This window comes from Microbacterium sp. APC 3901 (assembly GCF_030407765.1).
Classification (GTDB): Bacteria; Actinomycetota; Actinomycetes; order Actinomycetales; family Microbacteriaceae; genus Microbacterium.
In genome coordinates this window covers 22046-48015 of the sequence record NZ_JASDCU010000016.1, presented here as the reverse complement: position 1 = coordinate 48015, position 25970 = coordinate 22046, and the positions used below count along the sequence as shown (strand labels likewise).

At 68.0% G+C, this 25970-nt stretch carries 25 protein-coding genes; 12 read left to right on the top strand and 13 right to left on the bottom strand.

The annotated features are described in order from the left end of the window. Positions 1–12 precede the first annotated feature (12 nt). Positions 13–1497 carry a CoA-acylating methylmalonate-semialdehyde dehydrogenase gene (locus QMA07_RS14580; RefSeq protein WP_290163081.1) on the bottom strand — a complete coding sequence of 495 codons (1485 nt, stop codon included), beginning with the start codon at positions 1495–1497 and terminating at the stop codon, positions 13–15. A gap of 98 nt (positions 1498–1595) precedes the next feature. Between QMA07_RS14580 and QMA07_RS14575 the strand changes: the two genes are divergently transcribed. Then, the gene (locus QMA07_RS14575) at positions 1596–3134 is read left to right on the top strand and encodes a PucR family transcriptional regulator (protein ID WP_290163079.1); all 1539 of its coding nucleotides are present in this window, start codon (positions 1596–1598) and stop codon (positions 3132–3134) included. A gap of 31 nt (positions 3135–3165) precedes the next feature. On the opposite strand, the gene QMA07_RS14570 is transcribed toward QMA07_RS14575, so the two are convergent. The 6 genes from QMA07_RS14570 to QMA07_RS14545 all read right to left on the bottom strand — a co-directional run bounded on the left by QMA07_RS14570 (position 3166) and on the right by QMA07_RS14545 (position 9192). After that, positions 3166–4560: an aspartate aminotransferase family protein gene (locus QMA07_RS14570; protein WP_290163077.1), complete on the bottom strand. Its 1395-nt coding sequence runs from the start codon at positions 4558–4560 to the stop codon at positions 3166–3168. Then, complete coding sequence (locus tag QMA07_RS14565) at positions 4557–5024, bottom strand: Lrp/AsnC family transcriptional regulator (RefSeq protein ID WP_290163075.1); 468 nt, start codon at positions 5022–5024, stop codon at positions 4557–4559. Before QMA07_RS14565 ends, QMA07_RS14570 begins: the two co-directional genes overlap by 4 nt. Before the next feature lie 88 nt (positions 5025–5112). Further along, on the bottom strand, positions 5113–6273 hold the full coding sequence (locus QMA07_RS14560) for an acyl-CoA dehydrogenase family protein (RefSeq protein ID WP_290163073.1): 1161 nt from the start codon (positions 6271–6273) through the stop codon (positions 5113–5115). Next, positions 6270–7028 carry an alpha/beta hydrolase gene (locus tag QMA07_RS14555; protein ID WP_290163072.1) on the bottom strand — a complete coding sequence of 253 codons (759 nt, stop codon included), beginning with the start codon at positions 7026–7028 and terminating at the stop codon, positions 6270–6272. Before QMA07_RS14555 ends, QMA07_RS14560 begins: the two co-directional genes overlap by 4 nt. 44 nt (positions 7029–7072) lie before the next feature. Then, the gene (locus QMA07_RS14550; protein WP_290163070.1) at positions 7073–7987 is read right to left on the bottom strand and encodes a sugar kinase; all 915 of its coding nucleotides are present in this window, start codon (positions 7985–7987) and stop codon (positions 7073–7075) included. Beyond that, complete coding sequence (locus QMA07_RS14545) at positions 7984–9192, bottom strand: MFS transporter (protein WP_290163068.1); 1209 nt, start codon at positions 9190–9192, stop codon at positions 7984–7986. The genes QMA07_RS14550 and QMA07_RS14545 overlap by 4 nt, the downstream gene beginning before the upstream one ends. A 389-nt stretch (positions 9193–9581) precedes the next feature. Here QMA07_RS14545 and nrdH point away from each other — a divergent pair, with 389 nt between their 5' ends. The 4 genes from nrdH to nrdF are packed head-to-tail and all read left to right on the top strand — an operon-like array spanning position 9582 to position 13438. After that, positions 9582–9815 carry a glutaredoxin-like protein NrdH gene (gene nrdH, locus QMA07_RS14540; RefSeq protein ID WP_290163066.1) on the top strand — a complete coding sequence of 78 codons (234 nt, stop codon included), beginning with the start codon at positions 9582–9584 and terminating at the stop codon, positions 9813–9815. Positions 9816–9821: 6 nt separating this feature from the next. After that, complete coding sequence (gene nrdI, locus QMA07_RS14535) at positions 9822–10283, top strand: class Ib ribonucleoside-diphosphate reductase assembly flavoprotein NrdI (RefSeq protein WP_290163064.1); 462 nt, start codon at positions 9822–9824, stop codon at positions 10281–10283. A 20-nt stretch (positions 10284–10303) separates the two neighbouring features. Next, entirely contained in the window at positions 10304–12424 is a 2121-nt protein-coding gene (gene nrdE / locus QMA07_RS14530; protein ID WP_290163115.1) for a class 1b ribonucleoside-diphosphate reductase subunit alpha, read from the top strand. Positions 12425–12457: 33 nt separating this feature from the next. Beyond that, complete coding sequence (gene nrdF, locus QMA07_RS14525; RefSeq protein WP_241796658.1) at positions 12458–13438, top strand: class 1b ribonucleoside-diphosphate reductase subunit beta; 981 nt, start codon at positions 12458–12460, stop codon at positions 13436–13438. A 66-nt stretch (positions 13439–13504) separates the two neighbouring features. Here the strand turns inward: nrdF and QMA07_RS14520 are convergent, their stop codons facing one another. The 4 genes from QMA07_RS14520 to QMA07_RS14505 all read right to left on the bottom strand — a co-directional run bounded on the left by QMA07_RS14520 (position 13505) and on the right by QMA07_RS14505 (position 16920). Beyond that, positions 13505–14503, bottom strand: coding sequence for a hypothetical protein (locus QMA07_RS14520; RefSeq protein ID WP_290163060.1), 999 nt, complete (start codon positions 14501–14503; stop codon positions 13505–13507). A 124-nt stretch (positions 14504–14627) separates the two neighbouring features. Next, positions 14628–15056: a hypothetical protein gene (locus tag QMA07_RS14515; RefSeq protein ID WP_290163058.1), complete on the bottom strand. Its 429-nt coding sequence runs from the start codon at positions 15054–15056 to the stop codon at positions 14628–14630. 62 nt (positions 15057–15118) lie between these two features. Beyond that, the gene (locus QMA07_RS14510) at positions 15119–16474 is read right to left on the bottom strand and encodes an MFS transporter (RefSeq protein ID WP_290163113.1); all 1356 of its coding nucleotides are present in this window, start codon (positions 16472–16474) and stop codon (positions 15119–15121) included. A 5-nt stretch (positions 16475–16479) separates the two neighbouring features. Then, positions 16480–16920: a MarR family transcriptional regulator gene (locus tag QMA07_RS14505; protein WP_290163057.1), complete on the bottom strand. Its 441-nt coding sequence runs from the start codon at positions 16918–16920 to the stop codon at positions 16480–16482. Between the two features lie 81 nt (positions 16921–17001). Here QMA07_RS14505 and QMA07_RS14500 point away from each other — a divergent pair, with 81 nt between their 5' ends. The 5 genes from QMA07_RS14500 (at position 17002) to QMA07_RS14480 (ending at position 21620) form a co-directional block, all read left to right on the top strand. Then, on the top strand, positions 17002–17739 hold the full coding sequence (locus QMA07_RS14500) for a copper homeostasis protein CutC (protein ID WP_290163056.1): 738 nt from the start codon (positions 17002–17004) through the stop codon (positions 17737–17739). A gap of 55 nt (positions 17740–17794) precedes the next feature. After that, entirely contained in the window at positions 17795–18649 is an 855-nt protein-coding gene (locus tag QMA07_RS14495) for an alpha/beta hydrolase (RefSeq protein WP_290163055.1), read from the top strand. Positions 18650–18779: 130 nt separating this feature from the next. Further along, a complete protein-coding gene (locus QMA07_RS14490) occupies positions 18780–19517 on the top strand; it encodes a DUF1684 domain-containing protein (protein ID WP_290163054.1) in 738 nt (245 codons plus the stop codon). A gap of 49 nt (positions 19518–19566) precedes the next feature. Beyond that, entirely contained in the window at positions 19567–20616 is a 1050-nt protein-coding gene (locus QMA07_RS14485) for a lipoate--protein ligase family protein (protein ID WP_290163052.1), read from the top strand. Between the two features lie 77 nt (positions 20617–20693). Further along, positions 20694–21620 carry a site-specific DNA-methyltransferase gene (locus QMA07_RS14480; protein ID WP_290163111.1) on the top strand — a complete coding sequence of 309 codons (927 nt, stop codon included), beginning with the start codon at positions 20694–20696 and terminating at the stop codon, positions 21618–21620. 17 nt (positions 21621–21637) lie between these two features. Here QMA07_RS14480 and QMA07_RS14475 read toward each other — a convergent pair whose 3' ends face one another. After that, on the bottom strand, positions 21638–22183 hold the full coding sequence (locus QMA07_RS14475) for a hypothetical protein (protein ID WP_290163051.1): 546 nt from the start codon (positions 22181–22183) through the stop codon (positions 21638–21640). A gap of 123 nt (positions 22184–22306) precedes the next feature. Here QMA07_RS14475 and QMA07_RS14470 point away from each other — a divergent pair, with 123 nt between their 5' ends. Next, positions 22307–23773: a carboxylesterase family protein gene (locus QMA07_RS14470; RefSeq protein ID WP_290163049.1), complete on the top strand. Its 1467-nt coding sequence runs from the start codon at positions 22307–22309 to the stop codon at positions 23771–23773. Positions 23774–23869: 96 nt separating this feature from the next. Here the strand turns inward: QMA07_RS14470 and QMA07_RS14465 are convergent, their stop codons facing one another. Next, positions 23870–24253, bottom strand: a complete 384-nt coding sequence (locus QMA07_RS14465) for a MerR family transcriptional regulator (protein WP_290163047.1) — start codon at positions 24251–24253, stop codon at positions 23870–23872. A gap of 163 nt (positions 24254–24416) precedes the next feature. Here QMA07_RS14465 and QMA07_RS14460 point away from each other — a divergent pair, with 163 nt between their 5' ends. After that, positions 24417–25934, top strand: coding sequence for a SulP family inorganic anion transporter (locus tag QMA07_RS14460; protein WP_290163045.1), 1518 nt, complete (start codon positions 24417–24419; stop codon positions 25932–25934). Positions 25935–25970 lie beyond the last annotated feature (36 nt).

Sequence of the window (25970 nt, the reverse complement as noted above, 5' to 3'; positions counted from 1 at the left end):
TCGCTCTCTGACTCAGTGGTTGCTCGGGAAGCCCAGGTCGATCTGCGAGGGCGTGTGGTCGGGCCAGCGCGTGGTGACCACCTTCGACCGAGTGTAGAAGTGCACCGACTCGGGACCGTAGATGTGCGAGTCGCCGAACAGCGAGTCCTTCCAGCCGCCGAAAGAGTATGCGCCGATCGGCACGGGGATCGGCACGTTGACGCCGACCATGCCGACCTCGATGTCGAACTCGTACTGACGGGCGGTGCCGCCGTCTCGCGTGAAGATCGCCGTGCCGTTTCCGTAGGCGTTCGCGTTGACGAGCTCGACGGCCTCGGCGTAGGTCTCGACGCGGACCACCGAGAGCACCGGACCGAAGATCTCGTCGGCGTAGACCTTCATGCCGGGGGCGACCTGATCGATCAGGCTGACGCCGATGAAGAAGCCCTCAGAGTCGAACTCCTTCGTCGTGCCGTCGACCACGACCGTCGCGCCCTCTGCGGCGGCTCCGGTGACGTACGAGGCGACGCGGTCGCGGTGCTCGCGCGTGATGAGCGGACCCATCTCGCTCGCGGCATCGGTGCCGGCGCCGATCGTCAGACCCTCGATGCGCGACGCGATCGCGGCGACCAGATCGTCGGCGATGTCGCCGACCGCCACGAGCACCGAGACGGCCATGCAGCGCTCGCCGGCCGACCCGTAGGCGGCCGAGATCGCGGCGTCGGCGGCCGCGTCGAGGTCGGCGTCCGGCATCACCACCATGTGGTTCTTCGCTCCGCCGAGCGCCTGCACGCGCTTGCCCGCAGTCGAAGCGCGCTGATAGATCGAGCGGGCGATCGGGGTCGAGCCCACGAAGCTGACGGCGTTCACGCGCGGCGACTCGAGCAGCGCATCGACGGCCTCCTTGTCGCCGTGCACGACATTGAGCACGCCGTCGGGCAGACCTGCCTCCTGGAAGAGCTTCGCGAGCCAGACCGAGGCCGACGGATCCTTCTCGCTGGGCTTGAGCACCACGGTGTTGCCGCACGCGATCGCCGAGGCGACCATCCACAGCGGCACCATCACCGGGAAGTTGAACGGGGTGATGGCGGCGACGACGCCGACGGGCTGCTTGACCGAGTGCACGTCGACGCCGCGCGAGACCTGCTCGCTGCGCTCGCCCTTGAGCAGGTGCACGAGGCCCGCCGCGAACTCGACGTTCTCGATGCCGCGCGAGACCTCGCCCGCGGCATCCGAGAGCACCTTGCCGTGCTCCGACGTGACGATCGCCGCGAGCTCGGGCGTGCGCTCCTTGAGCAGCTGGCGCAGGCGGAAGAACACGTCGGCGCGCTTGATGAGGCTCGTCTCACGCCATGCGGGCAGAGCGGATGCCGCGGCGGCGATCGCCTGTTCGACCTCTGCGGTGGACGCGAAGGCGACCTGCGTGGTCACCTGTCCGGTGGCGGGGTCGAAGATCTGACCCGTGCGCGCCGCCTCGGCGGTCTCTGCTCCATTGATGATGTGACGGACGATGTCCACGGGACTCCCTCGCAGTGCGTGATCCGCATCGAACACTCTGACCGAGGTTCGATACGCTGGCTTTCTTCCATGATCACAGAGCGCAAGGGGCTGATCTGGTGTCAGAACGTAGCGAGATCAGCGGCATCCGGACAGATCGTCCGGCGCTGGGCGTCCATCTCACGGTCGCCGACGTGCTGGCCGAGCCCGCGGTGCAGGCGGGCGAACCCGAGGTGATCGTCGGGGGTGCGGCATCGGATGCCGCGGTGCGGTGGGTGCACGTGTCCGACGGCGTCGGCGTTGCGCGTCTGCTCGACGGCGGGGAGCTGCTGCTGACGACGGGCGCCGGATGGCCATTCGACGAGGGAGAGCTGCGCGCCTTCGCGTCGAGCCTGCACGGAGCGGGCATCGCCGGGATCGTCTTCGAGCTCAGTGCGGCACGCCCGGCCGTGCCACAGCCGGTCGTCGACGTCTGTGCGACGGTCGGCCTCGCCCTCGTCGCGCTGACCCGCGAGGTGAAGTTCGTCGCCGTGACCGAAGCCGTGCACCACGCACTGATCGCCGCGCAGACGCAGGCGCTGCGCGAGAGGCAGCATCTGCATGAGCTGTTCACCGCGCTGAGCCTGCAGGGCGCGCCCGCCGACGTCGTGGTCGCCGAGACCGCCAGGGCGCTCGGCGCACCGGTCATCCTCGAGAATCTCGCGCGTGAGGTGATCGCAGCCGAAGGGCTCGGGATGTCGATCGCCGAGGCGCTCCATCGCAGAGACGGTGCCGAGCAGGTGCCCGTGCAGGCCAGAGGAATGCGCTGGGGCACGCTTCTCGCGCTTCCCGGCCCGGCACATCCCGCCGGTCGCGTCACCGTGCTCGAGCAGGGGGCGACGGCGCTCGCGTTCGGCTGCATCGCCGACGGCGGTGACGCCGAGTGGTCGCTGCTGGCTCAGCGGGCGGTGATCGACGACCTGCTCGGCGCGCGTTTCGCCAGGGCCGAGGACATCGACGCCCGGCTGCGCGCAGGGGGATTCGCGCTCGCCGGGCGCCAGTGCCACGGGATCGTCGCCCGCGGCTCGGCATCGATCAGCGAACTCGCGTATCGCGCACGGCAGGCGGGCTTCGCCGTGGTCGCCGCCCGCGTGGCCGACGACGACGTCGCGCTGCTGTCGCTGCCGGCATCCGCGGCGTTGTCCGATGAGGTGCTGCTGCGCATCGCCGGCCCCGACCGCGCCGTCTTCGTGGGGCCGGTCGCCGATGACGTGATCGGCCTGCTCGCCTCGCTGCGCGCCGCACGCGACCTCGCCGACAGCGACAGGGCCGACGCCGGGGCGAGGGTGCGTCGGGTCGATGACCGCCCGCTCGAGCGTCTGGTCGCCACGCTGCGCGACGACCACCGGCTGCACGAGCACAGCGAGCGGATGCTGGCGCCACTGATCCGTCATGACCGAGAGCGTCGAGGCGACCTGCTCGACGTGCTCGCGGCTCTCGTCGCGCACCCGGGCAACCGCTCGGCGGCGGCGGCCGCGAGTCACCTGTCGCGGTCGGTGTTCTATCAGCGCATCACGGTGATCGGCGATCTGCTGGGGGTCGACCTCGACGACGGTGAGACGATCGCGGCGTTGCACCTCGCCCTGCTCGCGAGGCGGCGCACCGCGGCATCCGCCTGAGTCCCTCCCGACATCGCCCCCGAAGCGGGCGTCAGAGCACCGACTGCGCGTCGGTGAGCACGCTGCGCAGGATCTGCCCGATCTCGCGGAACTCGGCAGGGCCGACCGTGAGCGGCGGTGCGAGCTGGATCACGGGGTCTCCGCGGTCGTCGGCGCGGCAGTAGAGCCCGGCCTCGAACAGCGCGGGGGAGAGGAAACCGCGCAGCAGCCGTTCGGACTCGGCGTCGTCGAACGTCTCCCTCGTGGCCTTGTCCTTCACGAGCTCGATGCCGAAGAAGTAGCCGTCGCCGCGCACATCACCGACGATCGGCAGATCGAGCAGCGTCTCGAGCTCTGCGCGGAACAGGGGCGAGTTCTCGCGCACCCGCTCGTTGAGGCCCTCCTCGTCGAAGATGGCGAGGTTCTCGAGAGCGACCGCCGCCGAGACGGGGTGGCCGCCGAAGGTGTAGCCGTGGGGGAACGAGATGTCGCCCTTCGAGAACGGCTCGTAGATCCGGTCGCTGATCACGGTCGCGCCGATCGGCGAGTAGCCGCTCGTCATGCCCTTGGCGCACGTGATCATGTCGGGCACATACCCGAGGCCGGTGCACGCGAAGGTGTGGCCGAGACGGCCGAACGCGCAGATGACCTCGTCTGAGACGAGCAGCACGTCGTGGCGGTCGCAGATCTCGCGCACGCGGGCGAAGTAGCCGGGAGGCGGAGGGAAGCATCCGCCCGAGTTCTGCACCGGCTCGAGGAACACGGCGGCGACCGTGTCTGCACCCTCGAACAGGATCATCTCCTCGATGCGGTCGGCGGCCCAGCGGCCGAAGGCCTCGAGGTCGTCACTCGGGCCGCCCATCTCGGCCGCGCGGTAGAAGTTGGTGTTGGGCACCCGGAAGCCGCCGGGGGTGACGGGTTCGAACATGGACTTCATGGCCGGGATGCCGGTGATCGCGAGTGCGCCCTGCGGGGTGCCGTGGTAGGCGACCGAACGCGAGATGACCTTGTGCTTGGTGGGCTTGCCCATCAGCTTCCAGTAGTGCTTCGCGAGCTTGAAGGCCGTCTCGACCGCCTCGCCGCCACCGGTGGAGAAGAACACGCGGTTCAGGTCTCCGGGTGCCTCCGCCGCGAGCCGGTCGGCGAGTTCGATGGCTGCGGGGTGCGCGTACGACCAGAGCGGGAAGAAGGACAGCTCGGATGCCTGCTTCGCGGCGGCCTCGGCGAGGCGTCGACGCCCGTGCCCGGCGTTCACGACGAAGAGCCCGGCGAGGCCGTCGAAGTACTCCTTGCCCTTCGAATCCCAGATGCGGTGACCGTCACCCTTGACGATGATCGGCACACCGCTCTTCTCCATCGTGGACTGCCGTGTGAAGTGCATCCACAGGTGGTCCTTGGCCATGGCCTGCAGTTCGGCCTCGGACGGAGTCGTGCGTTGCGTGCTCATCTGGTCCCCCAGTTGTAGAGCTGCTTCTGCAGCTTGGCGTAGATGAAGGTCTCGGTCGACAGCACTCCGTCGATCGGGCGGATGTGGTCGTTGATGAGGGCGAGGAGGTCCTCGTCGTCCTCGCAGACGACCTCGGCGAGGATGTCGAACGAGCCGACCGTGATCACCACGTAGTCGATCGCGGCGATCTCGGCGATCGCCTCGGCGACCACGCGAGTGTCGCCCGAGACGCGGATGCCGATCATCGCCTGCCGAGGGAAGCCCAGCTGCATCGGATCGGTCACCGCGACGATCTGCATCACGCCCGACTCGGTGAGACGCTGCACGCGCTGGCGCACCGCGGCCTCGCTCAGGCCGACCTCTCTTCCGATGTCGGAGTACGAGCGCCGCCCGTCCTCCTGCAGCAGCTCGATGATCGTCTTGGCGACACCGTCCAGCGGGGGGTGCTTCTTCGAAGGCGTCATGATGCGATCTTCGCACCGGAGCGGGCTGTGTTCAACCGATTCCGCAGAATCTTCAGAGCCCCAGCGGGCAAACCGCAGAATATCGCGGTCAGGACTCGAGTGGACCCAGCCAGGCGCTCGCCGCGGTGGAGTGCGCCGACTCGGGGTCGGAGGGGTGGAAGGCCCCCGCCAGAACATCACGGTAGAGCCGTGACAGCTCGTTCGAGGAGAAGTACGAGCCGCCGCCGGCGACCAGCATGGCCTGGTCGACGACGTGCTTCGACATCGTGATGGCCCGGTGCTTGACGCCCGAGAGCAGGGTGAACCACCGCGCGCCGTTGTCGACCTTCTCGTCGACATCCCTGGCGAGAGACGCGATCTGCGGAGGAAGGGCGTCGTACGCGAGGCCCATGTCGGCGATGCGCCAGCGGATATCGGGGTCCTGGCTGTACGCGGCACCGGTCTTCTTCGAGCGTCGCTTCTGCGCGGTGAGGACGGCGAGGTCGAGCGCGCGCCGGGCGATGCCGGTGTAGACCGAGGCGAGCAGGATCTCGAAGACCGAGAAGATGCCGAAGACGATGGGGTCGGGGTTCGGGCCCGGATCGATGCGGCGCACCACGTGCGCGGCATCCGCCGTGGCACCGTCGAGCCGGGTCGTGCGACTCTGGGTGCCCCGCATGCCGAGGGTGTCCCAGTCGTCGCCCGTGACGACCGCATCGGTGCGGTCGACGAAGGCGAAGACGAGCTTCGGGGCGTCGGCGCTCGTGGTGTCGAGCCCGTGCAGTCCGAGCTTCGTCCAGACCGGCGCGAGCGAGGTGAAGATCTTCGTGCCGGTGAAGGCGTAGCCGCCCTCGGCGGTGGGCACGGCATCGGTGTCGCTGCCGAACAGCACCAGGTCGTTGCCGCCCTCGCTGATACCGAAGGCGAAGACCTCGCCGGCGACCGCGCCGTCCTGCACGAACTCGAGGCCGGGCACTCCGCGGTCGGAGAAGACCTTGGCGACTCCTGTCCACACGAGATGCATGTTGATCGCGAGCGCCGTCGCGGGGGCGGCGGTCGCGAGGCGCTGCTGGAGGATCGCGGCCTCGGCGAGGCCGAGCCCCGCGCCCCCGCGGTCGGCGGGGACGAGGATCGACAGGTATCCGGCATCGCGCAGCTCGTCGAGATCCTGTTCGGGGAACGTGTTCTCGCGGTCGTGGATCGGCGCCCGCTCGCGGATACGCTCGAGGAGGTCGTCGGGAAGGTACGCGGTCGGGTCGAACGTGCTCACGCAAGGGCCTCTCTCAGCTGTCGGACGGTCTCTTCCGGCTTGTCGCGGTGCAGCGAATGCCCGGCTCCCTCGACGACCGACATCGTGATGAGCGGATTCGAGGCGAGCACGGACGCGGCGACCTCGCCGGTGAAGATGCTGTAGACCGCGGGATCCGACGCGATCACATGGGTGGGAACGGTCAGTCGCGCGGCATCCGCCGTGACATCCCAGGGGGTGTTCTGCGCACTCGTCTGCTCGACGGCCCAGGCGCTCGCTCGGTGCACGGCGTCGACCTTGAGCTCCCAGTCCTGCGGATGCCAGTGCGGATGCTCCTGCTGCACGAGCTCGACCCTGTTGTCGGCGAAGGCACGCTCCTGGCTCCGGCGCACGATCGCGGCGTCTCGGCCGTCGACCAGGATCGCCGGGTCGAGCAGCACCAGGCGGCGGGTCCACTCGGGAGCGGATGCCGCCGCCGCGGTGCCGGCAGCTCCGCCGAGCGAATGGCCGATGACGGCGTCCCACGGCCCGCCGTCGTCGGGAGCGGTCGCGACGAGGTCTGCCGCATAGGCCGCGACCGAGTAGTCGAGGGCGCGAGGGGCATCGCCGTGGCCGCGCAGGTCGATGGCGGTCGCATGCCACCCGGCGTCGGCGAAGGCGACGCCCACTCGCCACATGAGGGCGCCGGATGATCCGAGTCCGTGCACGAGGAGCACCCGGCGATCGGAGGCCGGATCACCCCAGGAGATGCGGGGCAGCGAGAGCGGTTCGGGCATGCAGCAAGCCTACGACCGGGTCGTGCGGGTGAGGCCTCCCGAGCTCAGGCCAGCGGCGGCAGGTCACCGTGCGTGGTCAGCACGAGCGCGGCGGCGGCGTGCCCGGCGGAGAGACGCTCGGCGAGCGCCGCGCCCTCGAGGGTCGCGGCGAGGAACCCGGCTGCGAAGGCGTCACCGGCGCCGACCGGCTCGACGACCTCGACTCGCGGGGCGGGTACGAACACCGGCGCGTCGTCACCGTGGAACGCCGTCGCACCGACGTCGCCGTCCTTGACGATGAGCAGCCCGCAGTGCGGAAGGTGCGCGCGGATCTCGGCGGGAGTCGCGGTGCCCCAGATGCGCTCGGCCTCATCGCGCCCGACGAAGGCGATGTCGGCGGCATCCGCGAGGCGGGTCAGCGTCTCGGCTGCATCCTGCATCGTCCACAGTGCCCTGCGGTCGTTCACGTCGAACGAGACGAGCGCGCCGGCTGTGCGCGCGTCGACGAACAGCTGCTCGACCATCGCGCGGCAGGAGGGGGAGAGCGCGGGGGTGATGCCCGTCGTGTGCACGATGCGCACGCCCGCGAGTCGAGCGGCATCGAGGAACCCCGGCGCCATCAGCGACGCGGCCGACCCGCGCCGGTAGTAGTAGACGGACGACGACTCCGTGCCCGGGTCCTTGAACATGACGCCGGTCGGAGCATCGGCATCCGTCGTCGCCCAGAGCTCGACGCCGCGTCGCGCGAGTTCGGTCGAGATGCGCACGCCGATCGGGTCGTCGCCCAGACGTGAGGCCCAGGCCGCCCGGTGGCCCGCCGCGACGAGTCCGACGGCGACATTGCCCTCTGCGCCGGCCAGCCCCAGCGCCGCCGTCTCGGTCTCGGCGAGCGGAGCGCCGACGGCGGTGACGAGGCCCATGGACTCGCCGATGCAGACGACCTCGGGGGCGGCGGATGAGGGAGAGGGGGCAGAGCTCATGAAGGGGTGACCGCCAGGGGTTCGGTGTCGGGGTGCGGACTCGCATCGCGATGACGCAGATCGGGGAAGGAGCGGACGAAGACGATCGAGACGACGAGTCCGGCCGCCGCGAAGAGCGTCGCGGCGAGATAGGCGCCGCGAGGATCCGTCGCGTCGACGAGGAACCCGGCGACGGCGGACCCGGCTGCGGCGCCGATCAGCTGCCCGGTGCCCGCCCAGCCGAACGCTTCAGCCGTCTCGCTGAACTTGACGCTCGCGGTCGTGATGGCGAACAGCACGGCGAGTGCCGGCGCGACGCCGATGCCGGCGACGATGAGCGTGCCGCCGAGCCAGAACTCGTTGAGGGAGAACATGGTCAGCGCCAGGCCGACCGTGACGATGGTGAGGCGGCGGGCCATCGCCCACGGACCGATCGGGATGTGCCCGAACGAGAGTCCGCCGGCGAGACTGCCGACGGCGAACACCGCGAGCACGAGTCCGGCCGCCAGGCTGCCGTGCTCGAACGTCGCGACGACGCCGACCTCGACCGCGGAGCACGCTCCGATGAGCAGGAACCCGATGACGGTGGCGAGCAGCACCGGCGGCTTGAGCACGACCTTGCCGAGGGCGCTGCGACTGCGCGGGATGCGCACGCGGCCGACTTCGGGCGACAGGATGAACCAGGCGCCGCCTCCCACCAGCACGACGGCGACGAGCAGGAGTCCCTCGGCCGTGCCGACCTGGGTCGACACGAGCGTGATCACGACCGGCGCGATGACCCAGATGATCTCCTGCAGCGAGGCGTCGAGGGAGAACAGCGGGGTGAGCTGCTTCGAGTTCACGAGCTTCGGATAGATCGTGCGGACGGCGGCCTGCACCGGCGGGGTCGCGAGGCCGGCGATCATGCCCAGGATCATGTAGCCGGGGACGTTCAGGGGGAGGAACGCCAGGCCCAGCACGGCGATCACGCACACGGTGAGAGTGAGGGTGAGCACGCGGCGCATGCCCCAGGCGCCCATCCATCGACTCGTGATCGGGCCGGCGACGGCCTGCCCGACGCTGGTCGCGGCGAGCACCAGGCCCGCCGAGCCGTACGAGCCGGTCTGCTGTTCGACGTGCAGCAGGATCGCGAGCGAGGTCATCCCGTTGGGGAAGCGAGCGGTCAGCTGTGCAGCGATCATGCGCGCCACTCCGGGCGTGCGAAGAAGGTCTTGATATCCCGCCACGGGTCAACGCTACCGGGAGCTCCCGACAGCGGTCGAAGCGGCTCCTCCCCGACACGCCGCGACACGCCCAAACCGAGTTTCCACAGAAAATCCGATGTCGGAGGTGGGTCGTATCGTCCGACCTGTGGATGGATCTCTCACAGGTCGTTCCCAGCCGCGATTTCTCGCGGTTCGGGGGTGCGCTCGAGGGGCCCGGGCCTGTGGAAGAAACGGTGGAGAACCTGTGTTGTACCAGTGGAGAGCGGTGGAAAACTACACGTATGTAACTACTACCCCTAGTGGTCACCCTGAATGTCCGTACCTATATGTAGTATTGAGATCCCGGTGAGGGTCTACCGGAAAACAGCCTGATTCAGAAGCAGGCCAGAGATGTGAGGGGAAGCGAAAAGATGTCGATCACGGTCTACACGAAGCCGTCCTGCGTTCAGTGCAACGCCACCTACCGCGCGCTCGACGCCAAGGGCATCGAGTACGAAATCCTCGACCTGTCGGAAGACGCGAGTGCACTCGAGCAGGTCAAGGCGCTCGGCTACATGCAGGCGCCGGTCGTCGTCACCGACGAGGGCCACTGGTCGGGCTTCCGTCCCGACAAGATCGACGAGCTCGCCTCGCGTCTGGCGTGATCCGCCATGAGCGCCGTCGCGACCGCCGCGCCGCTCCTGGTCTACTTCTCGAGCGCCTCGGGTAACACCGCGCGCTTCGTCGAGAAGCTCGGGCTCCCGGCCCGACGCATTCCCCTTCTCCGGCAGCAGGAAGATCTCGTCGTCGACGAGCCCTTCGTGCTGGTCACCCCCACCTACGGCGGGGGTGAGGGGCGCGGCGTCGAACGAGGCGCGGTGCCCAAGCAGGTCATCCGGTTCCTCAACGACGAGCGCAACCGGAATCACATCCGCGGAGTCATCTCCGCGGGCAACACCAACTTCGGCGACTCATTCTGTCTCGCCGGTGACATCATCAGCCGCAAGTGCCACGTGCCTCACTTGTATCGGCTCGAGATCTTCGGCACACAAGACGATGTAGATCGCGTGAGCGACGGATTGGAGCGACGGTGGGTACCGCAGTTGACGAGCAGGCAGGATCAGACTCAGTGACGGACACGGTGGCGTTCAAGATGAACCCGACCTACGAGGGCCTCGACTATCACGCCCTCAACGCGATGCTGAACCTGTACGACGCGAACGGGAAGATCCAGTTCGACGCCGACAAGCGGGCGGCACGCGAGTACTTCCTGCAGCACGTCAACCAGAACACGGTGTTCTTCCACTCGCTCAAGGAGCGCCTCGACTACCTCGTCGAGAAGGAGTACTACGAGCCGGCCGTGATCGAGCAGTACTCGCTCGAGTTCATCCAGAAGCTCAACGACCTCGCCTACGGCAAGAAGTTCCGCTTCGAGACGTTCCTCGGCGCGTTCAAGTACTACACGAGCTACACGCTCAAGACGTTCGACGGCAAGCGCTACCTCGAGCGCTTCGAAGACCGCGTCGTGATGACTGCCCTCGGCCTCGCCGGCGGCGACGAGGACCTGGCGGTCGCTCTGGTCGAGGAGATCATCTCCGGCCGCTTCCAGCCCGCGACCCCGACCTTCCTCAACTCGGGCAAGGCCCAGCGCGGCGAACTCGTCAGCTGCTTCCTGCTGCGCATCGAAGACAACATGGAGTCGATCGCCCGCGGCATCAACTCCGCTCTCCAGCTCTCCAAGCGCGGTGGCGGCGTGGCTCTGCTGCTCTCGAACATCCGTGAGGCCGGCGCTCCGATCAAGCAGATCGAGAACCAGTCGTCTGGCATCATCCCCGTGATGAAGCTCCTCGAAGACAGCTTCAGCTACGCCAACCAGCTCGGTGCCCGTCAGGGTGCCGGAGCGGTGTACCTCAACGCGCACCACCCCGACATCATGCGCTTCCTCGACACCAAGCGCGAGAACGCCGACGAGAAGATCCGCATCAAGACGCTGTCGCTCGGCGTCGTGGTTCCCGACATCACGTTCGAGCTCGCCAAGAACGGCGAGGACATGTACCTCTTCTCGCCGTACGACGTCGAGAAGGTCTACGGCGTTCCCTTCGGCGACATCTCGGTCACCGAGAAGTACCGCGAGATGGTCGACAACCCGCGCATCAAGAAGACCAAGATCAACGCGCGCGAGTTCTTCCAGACGATCGCCGAGATCCAGTTCGAGTCGGGCTACCCGTACATCATGTTCGAGGACACGGTGAACAAGGCCAACCCGATCAAGGGCCGCATCAACATGTCGAACCTCTGCAGCGAGATCCTGCAGGTGAACACGCCGACCACGTACAACGACGACCTGTCGTACGACCAGATCGGCAAGGACATCTCCTGCAACCTCGGCTCGATGAACATCGCGCTGTCGATGGATGCCGACGACCTGGGTCAGACGGTCGAGACGGCGATCCGCGCGCTGAGCGCGGTCAGTGACCAGAGCCACATCCGCTCGGTCCGCTCGATCGAAGACGGCAACGACCGTTCGCACGCGATCGGCCTCGGCCAGATGAACCTGCACGGCTTCCTCGCTCGCGAGCACGTGCACTACGGGTCCGAAGAGGGCATCGACTTCACGAACATCTACTTCTACACGGTGTTGTTCCACGCGCTGCGCGCCTCGAACAACATCGCGATCGAGCGCAAGCAGGCCTTCGACGGCTTCGAGGACTCGACGTACGCGTCGGGGGAGTTCTTCGACAAGTACATCGAGCGCGCCTGGGTGCCCGAGACCGAGAAGGTCAAGGAGCTCTTCGCGGGCAAGCACATCCCGACGCAGGCCGACTGGGTGGCGCTGAAGTCGTCGATCCAGGAACACGGCATCTACAACCAGAACCTGCAGGCGGTGCCCCCGACCGGCTCGATCTCGTACATCAACAACTCGACGTCGTCGATCCACCCGATCGCGTCGAAGATCGAGATCCGCAAGGAAGGCAAGCTCGGCCGCGTCTACTACCCGGCGCCGTTCATGACGAACGACAACCTGGAGTACTACCAGGACGCGTACGAGATCGGCTACGAGAAGGTCATCGACACGTACGCCGCCGCCACCCAGCACGTCGACCAGGGCCTGTCGCTGACGCTGTTCTTCAAGGACACCGCCACGACGCGTGACATCAACAAGGCTCAGATCTACGCATGGCGCAAGGGCATCAAGACGATCTACTACATCCGTCTGCGTCAGATGGCGCTCGAGGGCACCGACATGACCGAGTGCGTCTCGTGCATGCTCTGATCCGGCTCTGACCACAAGAAACGACGAAGAACAATGACTCCTCACCCCCCGCTCAAGCTGGTCGACAGCGTTCAGGCGATCAACTGGAACCGCATCCAGGACGACAAGGACCTCGAGGTCTGGAACCGTCTGGTGAACAACTTCTGGCTGCCCGAGAAGGTGCCGCTGTCGAACGACGTCCAGTCATGGAACACGCTGACGCCCGAAGAGCAGCTGCTCACCATGCGCGTCTTCACCGGTCTGACGCTGCTAGACACGATCCAGGGCACCGTCGGCGCTGTCTCGCTGATCCCCGACGCGATCACCCCTCACGAAGAGGCGGTGTACACGAACATCGCGTTCATGGAGTCGGTGCACGCCAAGAGCTACTCCTCCATCTTCTCGACGCTCGCGTCGACGAAGGAGATCGACGAGGCGTTCCGCTGGTCCACCGAGAACCCGAACCTTCAGAAGAAGGCTCAGATCATCATGGACTACTACCAGGGCGATGACCCGCTCAAGCGCAAGGTCGCCTCGACCCTGCTCGAGTCCTTCCTGTTCTACTCGGGCTTCTACCTGCCGATCTACTGGTCGTCCAAGGCGAAGCTCACGAACACGGCCGACCTGATCCGCCTCATCATCCGCGACGAGGCCGTGCACGGGTACTACATCGGCTACAAGTTCCAGAAGGGTCTCGAGAACGAGACCGAAGAGCGCCGCCAGGAGCTGAAGGACTACACCTTCAACCTGCTGTTCGAGCTCTACGACAACGAGGTGCAGTACACGCAGGACCTCTACGACGGCGTCGGCCTGACCGAGGACGTCAAGAAGTTCCTGCACTACAACGCCAACAAGGCGCTGATGAACCTCGGCTACGAAGCGATGTTCCCCTCGACCGTGACGAACGTGAACCCGGCGATCCTGTCGGCGCTCTCGCCGAACGCCGACGAGAACCACGACTTCTTCTCGGGGTCGGGCTCCTCCTACGTCATCGGCAAGGCCGAGGCGACGGAAGACGACGACTGGGACTTCTGAGTCACTTGCAGAACATGACGAAGGGGGCGGATGCTGCGGCATCCGCCCCCTTCGTCATGTGACGCTTCAGGTGCGCTCGTCGGCCAGGCGGGCTCGGCGCTCCTCTTCCCGTTTCGAGTAGGTGGCGGCGCGGATCGCGTCGTCGGACTCCAAGCCCGTGCCCAGCGCCCCGCCGAGTGTCGCCGCCGATGCGACGAACCAGGTGAGCACGAACAGATCGCCGACTTCGACGGTTCGGCCGAGGGACTCGCTCATCACCGCCGTGTCGAGCACGAACAGCGCCCAGGCCAGATTCACGACGTACAGCGCCAGATAGCAGATGACGATGCCGATGGTCAGGGTCAGCAGAGTCGAGGTGTTGTAGAGACGGGACCTCTCACGGGCCAGGAGTGAGTCGTCGTCCGGGCGATCCCAGAGCCTGCCGTCGATCACGATCCAGGCGATGATGATCGTGATGGAGGCCACAGTCGCCGCCACCAGACGCCAGCCCGACAGCGCGCTGGCGAGCGACCACACGGTCGGCTCGATCGTCGCCACCGCGCCGGTCGCCAGCGCCGCGATCAGCGCGGACTTGAGCCCGGCGGCGAGCAGCCACGGACGGTTGGCCAGCACCATCCCCAGAAGCACGCGCCCGCGTGCACTGAGTCCAGGCAGCGGCAGGCGCTGCTCCTCCGGCGAGGCGGGCTCGGCCATCCCGTCGACTAGTCCCCGCACCGCGTGGCGGGCGCGGCTGCGCACTCGGAACCCGCCCAGCGCGGGCAGCGACAGCACCGCGGACTGGCGACGAGGATCGATCGCCGCCAGCAGGTAGCGGCCGTCGTCGTCGCGAAGCGGAAGCTCCGTGACACCGATGACGAGATCCCACCCGTTCTGCTCAGCGTGCGCACGTAGCCGCTCCAGGGCGACGTCGACGTCTTCAGACCCGAGAGTGAACGGCTCGCTGACGAGTTCGATGATCCAGCTGTCGGCCGCGGCGGCGATCGGTGGCGTGAGGTCGGTCATCCGACGCGCGACGGCGGTGGGCGAAGCCGGGTCGGCCACGAGGCCCACTCGGATCGGCTCCATCTCCGCAACCTACACCCGACTCGCGTCGGCCGCATCGCTTCTTCTCTTCGCCGAACAGAAGGGAGAGGGCGGATGCCGCAGCATCCGCCCTTCATCTGTCCTGCAGCCTGCGACCAGTCCGCGTTCAGGCGGGAGCGTCGTCCGGGTTGAGGGCGCGCAGCGCGTCTTCCTCGACCTCGTTGTCGGCGGTCAGCTGGTCTTCGGTGTGCTCGTCGCCGCCGAGCGCGGCGTCGCGGTCGGGGCTGGCATCGCCCTGGATGGCTCCGCGGGGTGACTCGCCGTGCGAGCTGTCGCCCTGGATGGCGCCGCCCTGGGCCGCGCCTTGAGCGTTCTCCTCGTCGGCGTCGCCCTGGATGGCTCCGCGAGGGGAGTCGCCGTGCGAGCTGTCGCCCTGGATGGCGCCGCCCTGGTTCGAGCCCTGCGCGTTGCCGCGGAGTTCGTCACGCTCGACGGACGGCTGGCCGTCAGGTGCCGTGTTGTGCTCCGGGTTCTGCGCGGTGGTGCCCTCGGCGGGCTCTTCTGCGTGCGGGGTGCGTCCTGTGTTCTGGTCCATGCGGCGAAGGTACGTCCGCAGTGGCCGCCCGTGGAGGGCATTGACAAACCGCTGAGACGCGCTCAGATCTCGGGTCGGTCCTTCTGGGAAGTGCGGATCGGCGTGGTGACGGCCGCCTCATCGCTGAACTCGACCGGATCTGCCTTCTCGCGGATCTCGGCCTCATCGACGATGTTCAGCGGCCGTGTCTCGTCGAGCGTCATCAGGAACCGGCTGCCCTCCGAGCGGTGCAGTCGGCCCGAGGTGAACACCCAGATCGCGCCGATCGCACATGCGACGAAGCCTGCTGTGCCGCCGAGCACGATCGCGCTGCGCGGGCCGAACGTGTCGGCCACCCACCCGGCGATGGGCGCCCCGACCGGCGTCGAGCCCATGATGACGGCCATGTACAGCGCGAGCACGCGACCGCGCAGCGCCGGTGCCGTGGTCATCTGCACGTACCCGTTGGCGGTCGTGAGCAGAGTGACGATCATGAAGCCGGTGAAGGTCAGCGTGATCGCGTATGTCAGATACGTCGGCATCGCGGCCGAGATGAAGGCCGCGACCCCGAAACCGCCCGCTGCGAAGATCACGACGCGCACGCGAGCACGATCGCGTCGGGCCGCCAGCAGCGCCCCGGCGAGCGAGCCGATCGCGAGCACCGAGCTCAGCACGCCGTAGCCGTCGGCCCCGGCCCCGAATTCGAGCGCCATGGTCGAGGCGAAGATCGGGAAGTTCATGCCGAACGCGCCGATCAGGAACACCGTCACGAAGACGACCCGCAGGTCGCTGCGACCCCATACGTAGCGGAAGCCCTCGGCGAGGCCTCCAGGCCGACGGTTCTTCGGGCGCGGCGCGAGCTGGCCCGTGCGCAACAGCAGCAGCGCGACCAGCATCGCCAGGAACGTCACGGCGTTCGCGATGAACACCCAGCCCGAGCCGATCGCGACGATCAGCAGGCCGCCGACGGCCGGGCCGATCATGCGAGCCAGGTTGAAGGATGCCGAGTTGAGGGCGACGGCGTTCGACGTGTCGCCGGCGGAGACCATGTCGGAGACGAAGGCCTGCCGTGCGGGCGCGTCGAAGGCGTTGACGACACCGAACGCGGCGGCGAAGCAGAACATCATCGGCAGCGTCATCACGCCGTTCAGCAGCAGCACGCCGACGGCGATGGCCAGCATCAGCAGGGCGCTCTGGGTGGCGAGCAGGATGCGGCGGCGTTCGAAGCGGTCGGCGACCCATCCGGTGAGGCTCACGAGCACGAGCGGTGGACCGAACTGCAGCGCCATGGTGAATCCCATGGCGGCGGCGTCGTTGTCGGTGAGCTCGGTGAGCACGACCCAGTCCTGGGCGGTCGCCTGCATCCAGCCGCCGATGTTCGAGACCAGGGCTCCGGCGAACCAGATGCGGTAGTTGATGTTCGAGAAGGAACGGAACATCGCGCTCATCGGTCGACCACCTTTCGCATCAGGGCGCTCGCTTCTCGCAGCGTCGTCAGCTCCTCCTCCGTGAAGTCCAGTTCGCCGAGCATCTCGGCGAGCAGCTCGTCCCGGCGGCGGATCGTCTGGGCGACGATCTCGGTGCCCGCTTCGGTGATGTCGACCTGCACGCGACGGCGGTCTTCGGCATCCGGAGTGCGCAGCACGAATCCCTGCTCCTCGAGCCCGTTGATCATGCTCGTCATCGACGGCGCGGTGACCCGTTCGCGCTCGGCGAGAGCAGTGATCGTGCGGCGTCCGTGCATGCGCAGCGTCGCGAGCACCGCGAGTTGCGCGTCGCTCATCGCATCTACGGCACGGGCCGAGCGGAGGCGCCGTGCGAGTCGGAACGTCGCCATGCGCAGGTCTGTCGCGGTGAGCTGAAGGGAATCATCGGTCGCAGACATTACTTAGACAGTCTAAGTAATTTTGCTCACGATGGGAAGCGCGCGTCAGGGGGGCCGTCGCCGACAGGCCAGAATGGACGGGTGACCCGAACTCTCGCCATCGAAATCGCCGTGCAGGACCCCACCGGAGTGCGCATCGCCGGAGCTGTCGGCGCCGCGCGCGTCGAACTCGCCCAGGCCCTGCCGCTCGGTGGACTCACTCCGTCGCCGGCGACCCTCGACCTGTCCATCGACGCGGCACGTGCCGTCGGGGTCGAGGTGCATGTGCTCGTCCGGCCTCGAGCCGGCGGTTTCCGCTACTCCGCCGATGAGATCGCGATCGCCGAGAGCGACGTCCGACGCGCGATCGACGCGGGCGCCGACGGTGTCGTGATCGGTGCCCTCGATGACTCGGGTCTGCTCGACATCCCCGCCATGCGGCGAATGCGCGACGCCGCCGACGGGGCATCCGTCACCCTGCACCGTGCTATCGACGTGACCCCCGACCCCGTCGCGACACTCGTCGCCGCTCGGGATCTCGGCCTCCGCCGGGTGCTCACCTCGGGTGGCGCCTCGGTCGCGATCGACGGCATCGACATGCTGCGCGCGCTCGTCGCCGAGGCCGCCGGTGAGATCGAGATCATGGCGGGCAGCGGAGTGGATGCCGTCAGCGCCCCCGCGCTCGTCGCGGCCGGTGTCGACGCACTGCACTTCTCCGCGAAGCGCGCGGTGCTCGAAGACGGCGGTGTGCGCATGGGGTCGGCGTCCGACGGCGTCGGCGGATACGAGGTCACCGACCTCGAGATCGCCCAGGGCGTCATCGCCGCGCTGGCGAGCTGAGGCTCATCGCGCAGTCGCCCTGACGCCTGTCATCCACTCTCAGTAGGGTGGGGGCGTGACCGATACGCGCGAATTCACGGATGCCGACGGCATCGCCATCGTCTACGACGTGCACCCCGCGGTGGGCGATGCGCGAGGAGTCGTCCAGCTGCTGCACGGTGTGGGTGAACACGCCGGTCGCTACGGCGCGCTGATCGCCGCGCTGACCGGGGCCGGATTCATCGTCTACGCCGACGATCACCGAGGGCACGGTCGCACCGGCATCCGTCAACATGGGGGTCCCGAGAAGCTCGGCCGCCTCGGCAAGGGCGGACTGCGTGCGGCGCAGGCCGCGGTCTGGCAGCTCACCGGCATCATCAAGGACGATCACCCCGACCTGCCACTCGTGCTGCTCGGGCATTCGTGGGGATCCTTCCTCGCGCAGATGCTCGTGAACGACCACCCCGAGGCGTGGGACGCCGTGATCCTCTCGGGGTCGGCTCTGCGCACACCCGGATCGCTCAACGCCGCGCCGCTCAACGCCCGCTGGGCGGCCGACGACGCCACCGGCCTCGAATGGCTGAGTCGTGACCCCGCCGTCTGGACGTCGTTCGACGAGGATCCGCTCACCACGAACCAGCCGCTTCTCAAGCTGTTCGGCCCGGTCGAAGCGGCCAAGCTCTACGGCCGCCCGCGCAAGGACCTCGGCCGCGACATCCCGCTGCTGCTGCTCGTCGGACGCGACGACCCGGTGGGCGGTCCGCGCAGCGTGCACAAGCTCGCCGACGAGTACCGCACGCGATCGGGACTCACCGACATCACGACGCTGGTCTATCCCGATGCGCGTCACGAGATCTTCAACGAGCTGCAGCAGGACGAGGTGCGGGCCGACATCCTGTCGTGGCTCGACACCCGCATCCCGCCGCGCTGAGACGCCCGCACGTCGCGCGTCGGCGTGTTACGCCCCGTGAACCCGCATTACAGCGGGTGAATCCGCATGACGTCATCTCGGCACGCCTGCCACTCCGCCGCATAGATTCGCGGCGAGAGGGAGGTGCGGAGTGGGTTTCGAAGACGAATGGCGTGCATGGCACGAGTCGCGAGAGCGCTATGCCGGCGCCGAGTACGGCCCGACCGCGCTCGAGTCGACGAACTGGCTCATCACCGAACCCGCCGCCGTCGAGGGGGTGCCAGGACTCTGGGCGCTCACCGGAGACGGAGGGATCCGCGGCAGCGATCTCGGCACCGCCGGGTCGGTCGTCACGCTGAGGGGCCGTGACACGCTGCGGCTCGGGCGGCGTGAGCTGCGCGTGTTCGACCGACGCGGAGACGTCGCGCTGCGGGTGTTCAACCCGAGGCGGCCGGAGCGGGAGCGGTTCAGCGCCATCGACGCCTATCCGCCTCGCAAGGGATGGCGCATCGACGCCGTGTTCGAGCCGACGCCGGGCGAGACGATCACCGTGACCTCGGTCGACGGCCGCTCGTATGAGTCCGACCTCGCCGGACGGCTGCGGTTCAGGCTCGACGGCGTCGCGGTGACGCTCGCCGCGACCCGCGCGCCTCAGGGTGCCCTGAGCGCGGTCTTCGCCGACGGCACCAACGGCACCGAGACCTATCGCTTCCGCTTCCTGCCCGTGGAAGAACCGGCATCCGACGGCTCCGTCGTCATCGACTTCAATCGCGCCTACCTGCCTCCGTGCGCCTTCTCCGATCAGTACATATGCCCCCAGCCACCGCCGGGCAACCGCTTCTCGGCACCGATCCGTGCGGGCGAGCGCGCGGTCGTGCTCGGGCGCTGAATCCACGGCGCACCGCGCCCGGGCGACGGCCTCGCCTTAAGCTGTAACCGTGCACGGTGAATTCAAGGTTCCAGGAGGAAAGCTCGTCGTCGTCGACCTCGAGGTCGAAGACGGCAGGATCGCCCGCTTCCGGCTCGCCGGCGACTTCTTCCTCGAACCCGACACCGCACTCGACGACATCGACCAGGCGGTCACCGGACTGCCGGTCGAGACCGATGCCACGGCCATCGCCGCGGCGGTGCGCGGCGCTCTGCCCGACGGCGCGCAGCTGCTCGGATTCACTCCCGAAGCCGTCGGCACCGCTGTGCGGCGAGCACTCGTCACCGCTCCCGGATGGAACGACTTCGACTGGGAGATCGTGCACGAGAAGGCGGTCTCGCCGCGCATGAACCTCGCGCTCGACGAGGTGCTCACCTCTCGGGTCGGTGAGGGGCGGCGACGTCCGACGCTGCGCATCTGGGAGTGGGACCAGTCGGCCGTCGTGATCGGATCGTTCCAGTCGTACCGCAACGAGGTCGACCCCGAGGGCGCTGCCCGTCACGGCTTCGACGTCGTGCGCCGCATCTCCGGCGGTGGTGCGATGCTCATGGCCGCGGGGCAGATCATCACGTACTCGCTCTACGTGCCGGCGTCGCTCGTGCAGGGCATGACCTTCGCCGACTCCTATGCCTTCCTCGACGACTGGGTGCTGCAGGCGCTGCGCTCGCTCGGCATCGACGCGATCTACCAGCCGCTCAACGACATCGCGAGCTCGTCGGGCAAGATCGGCGGAGCAGCGCAGAAGCGCCTCGCCAACGGGGGAGTGCTGCACCACGCGACCCTCTCGTACGACATCGACGGTCAGATGATGACAGAGGTGCTGCGCATCGGCCGCGAGAAGCTCAGCGACAAGGGCACGACCTCGGCTGCGAAGCGGGTGGACCCGCTGCGCAGTCAGACCGGCCTCGCGCGGGCCGAGATCATCGAGCGCTTCAAGGACACGTTCCGCTCGCTCACCTCGGCCGAGGACGGCGCGATCACCGCCGACGAGTACGCGGGCGCCGAGGCTCTGGTCGAGTCGAAGTTCGCCACCGACACCTGGCTGCACCGGGTTCCGTGACCGACCCCGCGCCTGATCCGGGGTCCGTCGCTCCCGTCGTCCCCGTCTCTCCCGTCGTCCCCGGTGACGTCTCGGTCATCCAGGGCGACAATCTGGCGGTCACGGCGACTCTGCCGTCGGCGTCGTTCACGCTCGTCTACCTCGACCCGCCGTTCAACACGGGGCGGACGCAGGAGCGACAGGTGGTCACCGCCCGCCGCACGTTCACAACTCAGGATGAATCCGACGCAGTCGGGGTGGTGCCCCCGGAATCCCGCGGGTCGGTGGCCGCTGCCGACCCAGCCTTCCTGAGTTCTGAACCGGCGCTGCCGGGTGCCGAGGTGCGGCACGGGTTCCACGGTCACGCGTATGAGCGGGTGCGCGGCATGCTGCGCACCTACGACGACCGCTTCGACGACTACGGCGCTTTCCTGATGCCGCGGCTCGAGGAGGCGTGGCGGCTGCTCGCCGACGACGGCACCCTGTATCTGCACCTCGACTACCGCGAGGCGCACTACGCCAAGGTCATGCTCGATGCGGTGTTCGGTCGTGACTGCTTCCTGAACGAGCTCATCTGGGCGTACGACTACGGCGCGAAGTCCCGCCGCCGCTGGCCCACCAAGCACGACACGATCCTCGTCTACGTCAAGAACCCGCGGGAGTACGTGTTCAACGCCGACGACATCGACCGCGAGCCCTATATGGCGCCGGGTCTCGTCACACCCGAGAAGGCCGCGCGGGGCAAGTTGCCGACCGACGTCTGGTGGCACACGATCGTGCCGACGACCGGGCGCGAGAAGACCGGCTACCCGACGCAGAAGCCCGAGGGCATCCTGCGGCGCATCGTGCGGGCTTCCAGCCGCCCGGGCGACCGCGTGCTCGACCTCTTCGCCGGCAGCGGCACGACCGGCGCCGTGGCCTCGGCCCTCGGCCGCGACGCCGTGCTCGTCGACGACAATCCCGAGGCCGTGCGGGTCATGACCGAGCGGATGCCGCACGCCGTGGTCTCGCGGGTCGGGGAGTAGCCGCGGAGCTTCGTCCGTCAGCGCGAGCCGTGCTCCTTCGTGTGAGCGTGGCAGCGCGCGAGCAGGTCGGCGCGGCGTCTGATGGCGGCTTGCGCGCTCTCAGTGACGCTGCGTCCCACGCTGCTCGGGGTGGTCACATCGAGATCGGGACGGGCGAACAGGACGTCGTAGAACGGAGCGAGAGTCTCGTCGGAGAACTTGAGCGTGCGACTGAGGGTCTGCAGCGGCGTGCCCCACCGACTGCCGCTGTCGGCATTGATATCCGCACCTTCATCGATCAGGCGGGCGAGCAGAGGTGCTTCGGCGGTGAAATCGTGGGCCGTCGCGCTCAGCAACAAGTGCAACACGTTCACATGGCTCTCGGTCGATGCGCCGGCATCAGCGCCGTCGTCGAGCAGTCGCGTGGCTATCGCGACCCGGCTGGCGGGGTCGCCGTTGCGCAGCGCCCGCATGAGCAGTGTCAATCCGTCGTCGTCCGCCCACGTCGCGAGCGAGGGCTCATAGTCGTCGAGGAATTCGGCCTCGCTCTGGGTCGCGGAGAAGTAGACGCGGGGGTGAACCATGTCTCGACACTAAGCGACGGACGTGATCGGTGACGGGAACATGCGGGACAGGGAGCGGCGGAGGAGACACATCCCGGGCTGCCGTTCGGCGGGAGAGAGTCTCGGCGTGAGAGTGTGAGAGTCATGACCGAGTACGTCGAGGTGCAGACCGCCGCGGGGCGGGTTCGCGGGCGCTGGCGCCCGACTACAGGAGCGGGCGGCGCTCCGCGATCGGCGGCTTTCCTCGGCATCCCGTTCGCGGATGCGCCGGTCGGCGACCTGCGGTTTCAGGCTCCCGTGCCGAAGGCGCCGTGGGACGGCGTGCTCGACGCCCTCGAGTTCGCGGCGACCGCCCAGCGTGGCGATCCCGGGGTGACGCTGATCCCCGAGCCGAGCGTCGAGGGCGATTCGACGCTGAACGTCAATGTCTTCACGCCCGACCCCACGGCATCCGGCATGCCTGTGCTCGTCTGGATCCACGGCGGCGGGTACTTCGCCGGTTCCCCCGCGAGCCCTTGGTACGACGGCCGCAGCTTCAACCGCGACGGCGTCGTCACCGTCTCGATCTCGTACCGGCTCGGCTTCGACGGCTTCGGGTGGATCGAGGACGCCCCGTCGAACCGTGGCGTGCGTGACTGGCTGCTCGCGCTCGAATGGGTGCAGCAGAACATCGCCGCGTTCGGAGGCGACCCTGGTCGCGTGACCATCGCCGGGCAGTCCGCGGGCGGGGGAGCCGTGCTGACCCTGCTCGGGATGGAGAATGCGCAGCATCTGTTCCATGGCGTGTACGCGATCTCTGGGGCTCTCGGCGATGTCGCGATGGCGCGAGCCGAGGCATTCGGGCGGGCACTCGCCGCGGCGGCGGGTGTCGAACCCACCGTGGCCGGTCTGTCGACCGTGAGCGAGGATCGTCTGCTCGCCCTGCAGAAGAAGGCGACCCAGCTCGGGCCGTCTTCGATGACCACCGTGATCGATGAGGGCCTGCCGCTTGGGCCCATGATCGACGGCGACCTGCTGCCGCGGCCGACGGGCGAGTCGCTGCGTGCCGGAGTCGGTGCTGACAAGCCGCTCGTGATCGGTGCCGCAGACGACGAGTTCACGATGGCGTTCACGGGAAGCGCGGCGAAAGCGCTGCGCTGGGTGCCGCAGGGCGTCCTCCTGAACCGGCTGGGACTGCGCAAGGGTGTTCGCGCCGAGTACCTCGCAGCCAACGCTGACGTCGCCCGTCTCGGCAAGGCCCGGCTCGCAGGGCGCGTGCTCACCGACCGGATGTTCCGCGCCACCGTGCCGCGCATCGCCGCCGCCCGGGGCGACGCCCCGAGCTGGCTCTACCGCTTCTCGTGGCCGTCGGGGCACTTCGGCTTCGCGGAACACTGCCTCGATGTGCCGTTCTTCTTCGACTGCCTCGACGGTCCGTCGATGGAGCCGTTGGCCGGCCCGAATCCGCCGCAGGAACTCGCTGACGACGTGCACGGTGCTGCCGTCGCGTTCGTCACGACGGGCGATCCGGGGTGGACGAGGCATTCGGGGGATGCCGGGATCGTGCGCGTCTACGACGAGCCCATCCGCGATGTCGCCGACGCGTATGGGTCGGTCCGGGCCCTGGTCTGACGCGGGGCGTCGGGAAACGGCACTGCCGACGATCCGCACGGCCCCATAGTCCCACGTCCCTCGCGCCTGGTACGACCCCCAGGCTGATCCGTCGCTCTAGAGCTCACCGAGCAGCTGCACGAACTCGTCGGCCATGGCGAGATGCTCCGTGAGCTTCTGGCGACGCTGGTCGGCGCCGTCGCGGATGTCGTCGATCCGGGCGCGCAGCGCGACATCGCTCGGGTCGACGGTGAGGGCATCGACGACGTCGAGGAGATCGCGCATCTCGTCGAGGGTGTATCCCAGCGGCTTCATCCTGCGGATGATGAGGATGCGTTCGACGTCCTTCTCGGTGTAGAGCCGGAACCCGCCCTCCGTGCGTGCGGACGGCTGCACGAGCCCCACGTCGTCCCAGTGTCGGAGCGAGCGGAATGAGAGCGCCGTGCGCTCGGCCACCTCGCCTATCCGCATCGTCGCGACGCTCGCGTGTTCGTCTTCCATTGCTTTCCCCACAACACTCACATTACGTTAGAGTCTAGATCGGCGCGGTTCTCGCGCCTGCTCCCCTCATCTTCCCGTGTCGGCCTGACCGACGCCTGCGCACTGCTGCGCTCCTCATCGTTTCCCGCGCTCTCACGAGAGAGCCCAACACCCCGGAGGGCACATGGCTGCCGTCACCCCCACCCGCGGCTCCGCGTCGCGTCACCGTATCGAACCCACCGTCATGCAGGCGCTGCGCAGCCCGCGGCTGCTCACCCGGGAAGTGCTCGCCGGGCTCGTCGTCGCACTCGCCTTGATTCCCGAGGCGATCGCGTTCTCGATCATCGCTGGCGTCGACCCGCGCGTCGGCCTGTTCTCGTCCTTCATCATGGCCGTCGCGATCGCCTTCCTCGGCGGACGCCCCGCCATGATCACCGCCGCCACCGGAGCGATCGCGCTCGTCATCGCACCGGTGGCCCGCGAGTACGGCATGGACTACTTCATCGCCACCGTGCTCCTCGGCGGTCTCATCCAGATCGTGCTGGCTCTGCTCGGTGTGGCGAAGCTCATGCGGTTCATCCCACGCTCGGTGATGGTCGGATTCGTGAACGCTCTGGCGATCCTGATCTTCACCTCGCAGTTCCCTCAGTTGATCGGGGTTCCTTGGCTGGTCTACCCGCTCGTCGCGGTGGGGCTGCTGGTGATGTATCTCATGCCGCGGATCACGAAGGTCATCCCGGCGCCACTGGTCGCCATCGTGCTGCTCACCGCCGCAGTCGTGGTCTTCGCCTGGAACGTCCCGAACGTCGGCGACCAGGGAGAACTCCCCGAGAGCCTCCCAGCGCTGTTCATCCCGAATGTGCCGCTCACCTTCGAGACGCTGCAGATCCTCGCCCCCTATGCTCTGGCGATGGCCGTGGTCGGCCTGCTCGAGTCGCTGATGACCGCGAAACTCGTCGACGACATCACCGACACCCACTCCCGCAAGACCCGCGAGGCTCTCGGACAGGGCGCCGCGAACGTTCTCTCCGGCGCGTTCGGCGGCATGGGCGGCTGCGCGATGATCGGCCAGACCATGATCAACGTCAAGGCCTCCGGCGCACGCACGCGTATCTCGACGTTCCTCGCCGGTGTCTTCCTGCTCGTCCTTGTGCTCGCGCTCGGCGACGTGGTGGCGATCATCCCCATGGCGGCGCTCGTCGCCGTCATGATCCTCGTCTCGATCGCGACCTTCGACTGGCACAGCATCCGTTGGAACACCCTCAAGCGGATGCCGAAGAGTGAGACGGCCGTCATGCTCATCACCGTCATCGCCACCGTCTGGACCCATAATCTCGCAGTCGGCGTCATCCTCGGGGTCATCGCCGCGATGATCATGTTCGCTCGACGGGTCGCACACTTCGTGAGCGTCACCCGCACCGTCAACCCCTACAGCGCGACGGCGCACTATGCCGTCGACGGGGAACTCTTCTTCGCCTCCAGCAACGACCTCACCACACAGTTCGAGTATGTCGACGACCCCGGCACCGTGATCATCGACATGAGCCGGTCGCACGTCTGGGACGCCTCCACTGTGGCAGCCCTCGACGCCATCGTCACCAAGTACGAGAACCACGGAAAGACCGTCACCATCCAGGGCCTGAACGACACAGCGGCAGAGTTTCATGGCCGGCTCACCGGAAACCTCGGTGCCGGCCACTGATCCACGTGCTGAGACGCCGCGAGCAGCAGACAGCGA

Excerpts from the sequence above, each read along its gene's own strand:
- QMA07_RS14570 (WP_290163077.1), bottom strand. The coding sequence starts at position 4,560 with ATGAGCACGCAACGCACGACTCCGTCCGAGGCCGAACTGCAGGCCATG.
- QMA07_RS14565 (WP_290163075.1), bottom strand. The coding sequence starts at position 5,024 with ATGACGCCTTCGAAGAAGCACCCCCCGCTGGACGGTGTCGCCAAGACG.
- QMA07_RS14555 (WP_290163072.1), bottom strand. The coding sequence starts at position 7,028 with ATGCCCGAACCGCTCTCGCTGCCCCGCATCTCCTGGGGTGATCCGGCC.
- QMA07_RS14550 (WP_290163070.1), bottom strand. The coding sequence starts at position 7,987 with ATGAGCTCTGCCCCCTCTCCCTCATCCGCCGCCCCCGAGGTCGTCTGC.
- nrdH (WP_290163066.1), top strand. The coding sequence starts at position 9,582 with ATGTCGATCACGGTCTACACGAAGCCGTCCTGCGTTCAGTGCAACGCC.
- nrdI (WP_290163064.1), top strand. The coding sequence starts at position 9,822 with ATGAGCGCCGTCGCGACCGCCGCGCCGCTCCTGGTCTACTTCTCGAGC.
- nrdE (WP_290163115.1), top strand. The coding sequence starts at position 10,304 with ATGAACCCGACCTACGAGGGCCTCGACTATCACGCCCTCAACGCGATG.
- nrdF (WP_241796658.1), top strand. The coding sequence starts at position 12,458 with ATGACTCCTCACCCCCCGCTCAAGCTGGTCGACAGCGTTCAGGCGATC.
- QMA07_RS14520 (WP_290163060.1), bottom strand. The coding sequence starts at position 14,503 with ATGGAGCCGATCCGAGTGGGCCTCGTGGCCGACCCGGCTTCGCCCACC.
- QMA07_RS14515 (WP_290163058.1), bottom strand. The coding sequence starts at position 15,056 with ATGGACCAGAACACAGGACGCACCCCGCACGCAGAAGAGCCCGCCGAG.
- QMA07_RS14510 (WP_290163113.1), bottom strand. The coding sequence starts at position 16,474 with ATGTTCCGTTCCTTCTCGAACATCAACTACCGCATCTGGTTCGCCGGA.
- QMA07_RS14505 (WP_290163057.1), bottom strand. The coding sequence starts at position 16,920 with ATGTCTGCGACCGATGATTCCCTTCAGCTCACCGCGACAGACCTGCGC.
- QMA07_RS14475 (WP_290163051.1), bottom strand. The coding sequence starts at position 22,183 with ATGGTTCACCCCCGCGTCTACTTCTCCGCGACCCAGAGCGAGGCCGAA.
- QMA07_RS14470 (WP_290163049.1), top strand. The coding sequence starts at position 22,307 with ATGACCGAGTACGTCGAGGTGCAGACCGCCGCGGGGCGGGTTCGCGGG.
- QMA07_RS14465 (WP_290163047.1), bottom strand. The coding sequence starts at position 24,253 with ATGGAAGACGAACACGCGAGCGTCGCGACGATGCGGATAGGCGAGGTG.
- QMA07_RS14460 (WP_290163045.1), top strand. The coding sequence starts at position 24,417 with ATGGCTGCCGTCACCCCCACCCGCGGCTCCGCGTCGCGTCACCGTATC.